General features: G+C 34.1%; 6 protein-coding genes. 4 read left to right on the top strand and 2 right to left on the bottom strand.

All coding sequences use genetic code 11. The annotated features are described in order from the left end of the window. Positions 1-135 precede the first annotated feature (135 nt). Positions 136-804, top strand: coding sequence for a regulatory iron-sulfur-containing complex subunit RicT (gene ricT / locus U9Q18_05780; protein MEA3313867.1), 669 nt, complete (start codon positions 136-138; stop codon positions 802-804). Between the two features lies 1 nt (position 805). Next, entirely contained in the window at positions 806-1,348 is a 543-nt protein-coding gene (locus tag U9Q18_05775) for a TIGR00725 family protein (GenBank protein MEA3313866.1), read from the top strand. Positions 1,349-1,366: 18 nt separating this feature from the next. Here U9Q18_05775 and U9Q18_05770 read toward each other — a convergent pair whose 3' ends face one another. Together U9Q18_05770 and U9Q18_05765 are read right to left on the bottom strand one after the other, a co-directional pair. After that, complete coding sequence (locus tag U9Q18_05770) at positions 1,367-1,879, bottom strand: flavin reductase family protein (protein ID MEA3313865.1); 513 nt, start codon at positions 1,877-1,879, stop codon at positions 1,367-1,369. Positions 1,880-1,915: 36 nt separating this feature from the next. After that, a complete protein-coding gene (locus tag U9Q18_05765; protein ID MEA3313864.1) occupies positions 1,916-3,001 on the bottom strand; it encodes a GNAT family N-acetyltransferase in 1,086 nt (361 codons plus the stop codon). Between the two features lie 382 nt (positions 3,002-3,383). Between U9Q18_05765 and U9Q18_05760 the strand changes: the two genes are divergently transcribed. Both U9Q18_05760 and U9Q18_05755 read left to right on the top strand, forming a co-directional pair. Then, on the top strand, positions 3,384-4,142 hold the full coding sequence (locus U9Q18_05760; GenBank protein MEA3313863.1) for an ABC transporter ATP-binding protein: 759 nt from the start codon (positions 3,384-3,386) through the stop codon (positions 4,140-4,142). A 1-nt stretch (position 4,143) separates the two neighbouring features. Then, a complete protein-coding gene (locus tag U9Q18_05755; protein ID MEA3313862.1) occupies positions 4,144-5,793 on the top strand; it encodes a hypothetical protein in 1,650 nt (549 codons plus the stop codon). The last annotated feature ends 75 nt before the right edge of the window (positions 5,794-5,868 follow it).

The raw sequence follows: 5,868 nt of genomic DNA, 5'->3' as shown, positions 1-5,868 counted from the left end.
ATTTGTATTTGTTGATAGATCTAAATTACATAAAATGTATAATGTGGTTTTAGAAAAAAAACAGGCACTTTTGACAAGTGCTATACAGCAATATATACTGTTGGACGGCTTATTTAAGATTAAAGAGGCGATAAAATGAATTTAATAGAAGAGGAAGTTAAACTTATTGCAGTTGTATTACGAAAAGAGACAAGGACATATTTTTTGGCTAGACCTAATTTTTCGGTGAAGCTTTTTGATAAAGTCATTGTTGATTTGGACGGGAAACTAAAACATGCTGTTGTAAAAAGAACCTTAGTAAAAATGGATAAAAAACGATGGGATATAATAAGGGCGAAAGGTTTTACTGGAAAAATTATTCGAATTGCTGATGAAAAAGATATTGCTCATCTTGAAAAATTGGAAGAGAAAGAACAAGATGCCTTTCGTATTTGTAAGCAAAAAATAAAGGAATACAATCTCCCAATGCACCTTGTACAAACTGTTTGGGATGAAGGCGAGAAGAAATATATATTTTATTTTACAGCTGACTCCCGCATAGATTTTAGAGAACTTGTTAAAGCACTCGTTAAAACATTTAATCGGAAGATTCAATTGTGGCAGGTAGGTGCCCGTGATGCGATGCGTTTTTTAGGTGGCTGCGGGCCATGTGGGTTTCCGCTATGTTGCACTGCATTCCTTGATGAATTGGAAAGTGTCGAGCTCATTTATGCAAAAATGCAAAACCTTCCTCCAAACCCTGCTAAGATTACTGGCAGCTGCGGAAAGCTTGTATGTTGCCTAAAGTATGAGTTGGATATTTGAGATGAATAAAGAGATAATTAGATTGGGTGTTATCGGGCAATCTGAGAGGCCATGGGATCCACTACCTCGCGATATATCTGAGATAGCTTATAGGATTGGCTATCTTACAGCTAAACAAGGATGGATACTTTTTTCAGGTGGAAGAGACGGCGTAATGGAAGCATCAAGCAAAGGAGCAAAAGATGCTGGCGGAATTACTGTTGGCATTTTGCCTTCCCTGGACAAAAAAGAAGCAAATGAATATATTGATATGCCCATTACAACAGGACTTGGAATAGGCATGCGCTCTGAACTTATGACCCAGACAGTGGATTGCATAGTTATGATTGGCGGAAAGAATGGAACATTAAAAGAACTTTCCGCGGCTTATATGAATAAAAAACCCATCGTGATTATTAGAGGAAGTGGGGGTGCTGCAGACAGTATTGAGAAAATACTTTTTGAAGGCAAATATCTTGATGAAAGGAGGAATGTGGATATTTTATTTGCAGATTCTCCAAAAGAAGCAATTGAATTGCTTGTTTCTTTAGTGTCTCATAAATAGTTTTTGCAATAAGAATTTTTAGGATTGTTCGTAAACTGCTAAAATTTCTCCAAAATAGACTGTATGATAATCTCCTTTTGGATAATATTTAGGCGACATCTCGGGTGTTAGCTCGACTGGCACAATGCTGTTTTTATGAATTACTCGGCATTCATAAACAATATTACATTCTTTAATAGTCTGGCATTTTACTTTCTTTCCTGGCGATAAAGTGATATTCTTTTCCTTAAATTTGTTGTAATTTCTTCCCGATACGATACCGCAATATAAAACTGTCTTTTCCATTCCGGGGAAAGGCACATTCACTGTGAATTCATTGTATTTTTTAATGAAACTATTTGTATAGCGAGAAGGCCTGACTAACACACAAAATATAGGTTTACCCCAGATAATCCCTATTGTGCCCCATCCAATCGTCATAACATTAGATTCATTTGCATTGCCAGATAAAAGGAGTAGCCCTGGATCATCCATCATTTCTAACGTTTTTCTTAAGTAATGAGTAAAATCCAAATTTTTTACTTCCATCATTATTTCCTCCTTATATTAACGCATAGGTATTTAGATTTAAGTATTATCAGAACAAATTCCGTTAATCTCCCAATTATTAATATTCCTGATGTCAATGCTCTCAATAAACCAATCTTTTTCTTTTACTGTTTTTTTAATTGGTCTTACAAAGACAGGGAGCATTGGAAACTCAGATGGGAATTTTTTTTCTATTTTTCCTAATAAGTTTTTTGTGCTAAAATTCAAGTTTTTCAATGTCTGATGAATGTCTTTTCTTAAATTGATATTCCATATGGATAGGATGTCAAAATGTTTTTTTGCAATGGTATAACGCAAAATTTCATAAATTACCCCATTTTCTGTTTCTGCATAATCTATAATATGGCCGCTTGTACTGTTGTCGACCGTTTCAATCACTACATATCCGTTGGTAGTTCCATTATTTAGATGGTAGTAAAATGTGTAGCTTCGCCTGATGTTTTGGAATCTCCATTTGAAAAAAGACGCATCTTTAAACAGCGCGATTTTATTGTCTTGGGTTTTTTGTTTTACTATAACGGCAGCCATTTCCTTGTGTCTTGGTTTATTTGAAACTTCAATATTTCCAAACTTTCCATAGGTTATCTGATGTTTGTACAAACTCCGCCCGGTTTTGCTTATCAAAATCCAATTTATCAATCCGATTAAGTTGTATTGCCTCATGCTTGTTCTATCGGCAATTTTTGGCCACCCCATTTTTTTATAGCCTGTTCCAGATGATGTGTTTATGCTTAACCCTATAAATGTTTTGTATGGTGTTTTTTCATATTCCTCTATAGCAAACATTGTCATTGCTGTAAATAATCCCTTTTTCCGGTGATTCGGATGAACGCATATGTCTGCCGGAGACAGCATCAATATTTTATCATTTTTATTTCCAATTCTCCAGCGAGTAGCAAAAAAGCCGTTAAAACCTACAACTTTGTTTTTGTAAAGTGCAACAATGGCAAATGGTTTTTTGGTAAGAGGATTATCTTCAAATTTCCACTTTAGATATGCCAGAGCGCTGCTTTCATAGTTGGGCCATAGATATTTTTGCAAATCAGCAACCCCTGTAAAAAATTCAGAATTATATGGCACTATTTCATATTTTTTGTAACGCACAGCAGATATCCCACCTTTCTTATCTAAACATTTTTTAAATTCTATTCATTTATAATTAGATTCTTATATGTATCTTATATGTATATTTTAATCATTATCTTGTATTCTGCAATAATTTACCTGGTTTTCCTGATAGTTTTTTATAGGTTTTATCCTATAGCTAAAGATTTTTGAAAAGAAGGCGTATTAAAAAAGGTAAAAGAAATCCTTGAATCATTTATTTTTCAAATAAATATAGTGTTTGCACATAAAGAATTTCTTTGTTATATTGGTATCCTTATAAATGTTGTTTTGTTATTTTTAACTGCTATATTTTAAAATAATTTGTTTTGTTCAGAGGTATCTGCTAAAATGAATTTAATGTTAATGTATAAGGTAAAATATGATTGAAACAAAAAATTTAACAAAAGATTTTGGGAAGTTACTTGCTGTAAATAATTTAAACATCACAGTAAACTCAGGCGAGATATATGGATTTTTAGGTCCAAATGGAGCAGGGAAAACAACAACAATAAAGATGCTTACAGGGCTTTTGAAGCCAACAAAAGGTACAGCATTAATTGATGGTATTGATATCCTTAAAAATCCAATCCAGGCAAAAGGGCATATTGGATTGGTCCCGGATAGCCCTATGGTATATCAAAAACTTACTGGAAGAGAATTTCTTTATTTTGTGGCAGATATTTTTGAAGTTCATAGAGACAGTGCAAAAAAGAAGGCAAATGAAATGTTTAAAATGTTTTCGCTAGAGGATAAAGCAGATGTGATGATAGAAAATTATTCTCATGGTATGAGGCAAAAGATCGTTATCTCTGCGGCATTAATTCACGATCCATCTGTTCTTATTTTTGATGAACCGACAGTAGGATTAGATCCCGCCAGTGCCAAACTTGTAAAAGATCTTCTTCGCGCACTTGCTGAGAAGGGCAAAACGATTTTTATGTCCACTCATATCCTTGAAATTGCTGAAAGAATGTGTGATAGGATTGGCATTATTAATCAAGGGGAACTTATTGTAGAAGGCACTATTCAAGAGCTCCGGGAAAAAGCAAAAGATAAAACTGCAAATCTTGAAGACCTGTTTCTTGAACTTACGGGTGGAGAAGATACGAAAGATCTGATTAAGTTTTTAGGGTATTAATATGAAGAATGTTTTAATTTTACTAAGGACAAACTTTCGTACTTCATATAATTCTCTTGCTAAAAATAAAAAACTTCGCCCAATTTTTGCAATAGGTATTGGATTGGCTGGAGTGGTTGCTTTTTACTTTCTTTTAAAGCTCTCGCGATTCCTGTACAATTTAAAAATCCCTTTGGTCGATATCTCACTTGCCCCGCTTGTTTTAAACATTGTAATGCTTGTCGCTTTTATATATCTTTTATTGGGTAGTTTTTCTATCATGCTCAGTACGCTTTATTTTTCATCAGACACAATGCTTCTTCTTTCTCTTCCCCTTAAGGAAAGATATGTTTTTTCAGGGCGTTTTGTGTTTACAGTGTTTGAAGAAAGTATCTGGCTCTTTTTTCTTATGTATCCATTTTTTGTAGGGTATGGTATGGTGAATCAAGCAAATATGATTTTTTATGTTGAAACACTTTTATTTGTCTTACTGTTCCCGGTTATTCCTCTTACCATTGCCGTATTTGTTATTCTACCACTTGCAAAGAAAATTCACCCCAGGAAATTACAGAATATAATCATGGTCATTAATGTGGCTTTTGGTATTTTATTTTTTGGAATTATGCAAATTGCAAATCCTGCTTATCAGATTGTAAGCAAAGATGCTTTGACAAATTTGTTTTCGCATGGTTTTTCTCTTATGCGATTTTTACCCACAAATATTGGTGTTTATCTTACTATGTCTCTTGCAGAAAGAAACATTCTAATGGGAACTTTTGTTTTTACTATTTATTTGGTTATAAGCGCAGGACTTTTCTATCTCTGTACGCTCCTTTCTTTAAATACATACAAAGAAGGTCTTGGGAAGGTTAGGACATCCCAACGCGTTAAAATCGTAAAGAGGAAGGCGGAAAAGGAGTTTAAGGGTTTTTCGTTTCTACCAATAAAGATCAGGGCTATTGCAGAAAAAGACGTAAAGATGATTATAAGGGATCAAAAGCTCTCTGTTTCAATTCTTCCAATTATAGCATACCTTGCTGTCTTTTTCTTTATCTTTATTGTTGTGTTGGGTAAAAAATCCTTAGGGAATGAATCGTTTGATTTATCTTCTTTTATGCCTTTGTTTTTCTTTGTATTTTCATCTTATATGGCATCACTACAGATTGCTCCAATGCTTTTTTATACAGAGAGCAGGAGCGTGTGGGTTCTTTTTGCATCGAAAATAACTTCACAAGAGCTGCTGTGGAGCAAATTTGTTATTCCATTTTTATTGGGAGAGGTAATGAATGCCTTATTTTTCATTCTTATGATACTTCTCAGACATCCTTCTGTTAACATGATTCTCGTTTCCGTTGCCCTTGCACTTTTCTTGCCTTTTATTTTCTCAATAATTGGTATTTCTACATCTGCGATGTTTCCTGTATTCAGGGAAGTGAAGAGCCCTAAAAAAATAATACCGGGAAAGGTTGTTTTGATTCAAACGGTTATGGGTTATGCGATGTTTGGTATTGCTTTTGGTTTTTTCTTTTTAAATAGGTTATTGATAAAAATTTGGGGTGGGACAGTTGCAGGCATTGCAATATTTATTCTTGTAGGCATTCTTTCCTTTGCTGCAGGTTTTTCTCTTATGTTTGCAGGCTCAAGAAGGCTTAAGTATGTAGAGATTCAGTAGATACTTCCATTAGCAAAAAGTATGGCCGGATAGAGGTTTTTTAGGTTGAGTCTATGCAGGGATAATTTTAAAATA

It is taken from the genome of Caldisericota bacterium (genome assembly GCA_034717215.1).
Taxonomy (GTDB): domain Bacteria; phylum Caldisericota; class Caldisericia; order Caldisericales; family Caldisericaceae; genus UBA646.
The sequence above is the reverse complement of the archived record's forward strand: the minus strand, read 5'-3'. Positions and strand labels throughout refer to the sequence as shown.

Bases quoted from the DNA above. Each gene is read 5' to 3' on its own strand.
- ricT (MEA3313867.1), top strand. From the start codon at position 136: ATGAATTTAATAGAAGAGGAAGTTAAACTTATTGCAGTTGTATTACGA.
- U9Q18_05755 (MEA3313862.1), top strand. From the start codon at position 4,144: ATGAAGAATGTTTTAATTTTACTAAGGACAAACTTTCGTACTTCATAT.
- U9Q18_05775 (MEA3313866.1), top strand. From the start codon at position 806: ATGAATAAAGAGATAATTAGATTGGGTGTTATCGGGCAATCTGAGAGG.
- U9Q18_05770 (MEA3313865.1), bottom strand. From the start codon at position 1,879: ATGATGGAAGTAAAAAATTTGGATTTTACTCATTACTTAAGAAAAACG.
- U9Q18_05760 (MEA3313863.1), top strand. From the start codon at position 3,384: ATGATTGAAACAAAAAATTTAACAAAAGATTTTGGGAAGTTACTTGCT.